Genomic DNA, 3,109 nt, shown 5'->3' on the forward strand with positions numbered 1-3,109 from the left:
ACTATCAAATATATTGATAATTTTGGTAAGACTATTGCTGCAGATGATGTATTCTATGGTCTAAATGATAGTGAGTATCATTTTGAAGCAAAAGAATTATTTGGATATAGTTTTATTGAATCAGATTTACCATTAGATGGTAAATATAACGGTAATATGACAATTACTTTAAAATATCAATTACATTGTGATAAAACTGATTTAAAAAAAGAAATATTTGAACCATTAGCAGTAAGTGAATATATTAATGAAACTGTAGCTGATTATAATGAAGCATTAACAATGGCAAAAGAAATATATTTTGACGAAACAAGTGGACAATTAGCTGTTAATAACGCATTAAGAGCATTACAAGATGCTAAAAATAAAGCTGTAAAATTGGAATATTATTCATTATATGTTGAAGTTACATATCCATTAAATGAAAGTGACTATTCAAGTGGATATCAAGCTTATAAAAATGCTGTAACTACAGGAAAAACATTACTTAATAGTGAAGGATTAACTGTTGAAAAAGCTAAAGAAGCTTATAATGCAATTCAAACAGCTAAGCAATCATTAGTTAAACCTAATGCTAAAGTTCCAACTATTTCAGCAACTGATACTTATTATCAATCTAATAACTACAATAATATGATTGATGGTAATATTAATACTAAATGTTGGTTTAATAGCAACCAAGAAATTGGTAAAGAAGTTAAATTCACATTTACTCGTCCAATAAATATTAGTTCTATCCAAATCATTCAACCAAGCAATGCTGGTGAAGATATAATTGATGGTGCTGATGTGCAAATCTCCACTGATGGAAAAAATTGGACAACAGTAGGAACGTTAGATAATTCAGCATTTGAAAAAACTATTACTTTTGATAAGACATTGACTAAATATGTTAGAATTGTTCTTACTGAAGGTAAGGGGAACTGGTATCAAATTGCAGAAGTTAAGTTTGAATTAGAAGAAATACCTGAAGATTCAACTTTAAAAGATATAATTTTAGAAGCTGAAACATTAAATATTACTGGTAAATCTAGTGGCTCAGTAAATGAAATGATTGATGCATTAATTGTTGCTCAAAAATCTTATGTTGAAGGAAAAGTTGATGTAACTGAAGAAACTAATAATTTACGTAATGCAATCAATGCATTAAGAGATACAGTTACCTCAAACAAAGAAAAACTAACAGATAAGATTAATGATGCAAAAGAAATAGAAAATAATAACTATTCTATTGAATCATGGTCAAGATTTGAAAAAACTTTATTAGAAGCAATCATTGTTAATAAAGATAGTAATGCTACTCAAGAACAAGTTGATAAAGCACTTAAAACACTTGATGATGCTATCAAAGGTCTTGAAGCTCCTAGTGATACAAGTGAATTAGAGACTGTTATTGATAAAGCAAATAAGCTGGATGCAAGCAAGTATACTGAAAAATCATGGAACGTATTACAAAATGCAATTGATGCTGGTAATAAAGTTCTAGAAAACAAAGATGCTACTCAAGAAGAAATCAATGCAGCAGTTGATGCAATTAATAATGCAATTGATAAATTAGAAGTTAAACCTGTCGATCCTGATAAACCGGCAAAACCAGAAAAACCAATGGATCCAGTAAAACCTATTAAGCCAGGTGTTGCAACTGGGGACAATACAAACTTTATGGCTATTGGAACTTTACTAGTAGCAGCTACTGGGATTGCTTTACTTAAAAAGAAGAAAAAAGAAAATTAATTAAACCTAAATCCGTGACGAATTGTTTATCACGGATTTGCTTAATTATAATCATTCTAGCTATGATTTAATCTCAGTTACCCTGTTTTAGGACATAGTAAAATTTAGATGTTAAACTATTCTTAGATTTAATATTATATCTGAGAATAGTTTTATTTTACTGGTAGAATCAAGAGATGCTATTGTTAATTTTAGCTAAAACTATTGAATTGAGGTAGAATTAATTCAGTATTGACAAATATGTAAAACAATCTGAATATGCGTATGCCTTGAAGCAGTCCGAGGGTGTGTTTGATAAAGAAGAATTAACTCCTTCACGAATGCTGACTTGTAGATACGGCTTTCATTTGGAAATTACTTATTTTTTTAGCAGTAGCTTGTTATGCGATAGAAGCAATCAGATTTTCTAAAAAAGATTTACCGTTATAGAAAAATGTCACTGGACAGCAACACGTAAAATGGTTAAACCTCTTACTATGATAAAAATAAAAACTGTCATTAGAAAACTATAATGATTAGTATAAAGGTTAGGTCAATGATAGGTTCAAGCAATCAAAGTCTTCAAACATATTATGGAGGTGCAAAAGTGCTCTCTGCAGATAAAGGAGAAGCAGATGTATTTATGTTTGTTGACGATTCTGCTGTTAAAGAGGTTATCGTTAATACTGATGATAAATTGTTACAAGATAGTATTGTTATTTCAAAAAGTATAAAAGTTTCTGGAAATTTGGAAAATGAAAGAGAGGCGGATGAAAAATTTTTAAAATCTATTCTTGAGGACTTTTTGAAAAACAGTTTAGAGCAGTAAAATGGATTATAAGGAAAGGAGATTAAAATTTTGTCTATAGCAGATATAATACAAATTATTTTAAGTATTCTATCACTACTAGCAACTGTTGTAGTTTCTTTTCAATATACTATCTACAAAGAAAAGACGAAAAAGAAATACAAAAAAATGAGGAAAATTTGCAAAAGAGAAAGTTAAAAGAACAAGCAGAACATTTTATTATTAATAATAATTCCGAAGTAGATTATTTGCCCTGGTGTGTTTTTGCTTCGAATCTTCATAAATTAGAATCTCATCATAGAAAAACATATAAAGAATATTGTAAATGTTCTCCGGAAGTACAAGATGAAATACTAAGAATACAAGGATTAAATGTCATAAGTTATTATCATTAGAAAGACGAGGTATTTAATTATGACTAAACCAGCATTTACAGATGAATTTAAACAGGAGTTGTTCAGTATGTGCTTGATCATCCTGATGTATCCATTGCTACTTTCGCAAGATATAAGTTTGTTCTTATTCCTGCTGTAGCTGTTATTCCCGTTGTCTTATAAATATCCTGAATAATCATTTTTGCAAATTCCC

At 29.1% G+C, this 3,109-nt stretch carries 3 protein-coding genes and 1 pseudogene; 3 read left to right on the top strand and 1 reads right to left on the bottom strand.

Annotated features, from left to right (window positions below; translation table 11 throughout):
* The 3 genes from ACLR9T_RS13605 to ACLR9T_RS13615 all read left to right on the top strand — a co-directional run.
* On the top strand, positions 1 to 1,734 hold a 1,734-nt coding region (locus ACLR9T_RS13605), incomplete at its 5' end, for a discoidin domain-containing protein (RefSeq protein WP_413110042.1).
* A 586-nt stretch (positions 1,735 to 2,320) separates the two neighbouring features.
* Positions 2,321 to 2,542 carry a hypothetical protein gene (locus ACLR9T_RS13610; protein WP_195644013.1) on the top strand — a complete coding sequence of 74 codons (222 nt, stop codon included), beginning with the start codon at positions 2,321 to 2,323 and terminating at the stop codon, positions 2,540 to 2,542.
* Between the two features lie 158 nt (positions 2,543 to 2,700).
* Positions 2,701 to 2,916 (top strand): hypothetical protein, encoded by a 216-nt coding sequence (locus ACLR9T_RS13615; protein ID WP_195644012.1) that lies wholly within the window; start codon positions 2,701 to 2,703, stop codon positions 2,914 to 2,916.
* 89 nt (positions 2,917 to 3,005) lie between these two features.
* Here the strand turns inward: ACLR9T_RS13615 and ACLR9T_RS13620 are convergent.
* Positions 3,006 to 3,109 (bottom strand): annotated as a pseudogene (locus tag ACLR9T_RS13620) (hypothetical protein); the annotation flags it as partial.

Origin of the sequence: Thomasclavelia sp., assembly GCF_047249845.1 — a bacterium.
GTDB lineage: Bacteria > Bacillota_I > Bacilli_A > Erysipelotrichales > Coprobacillaceae > Thomasclavelia.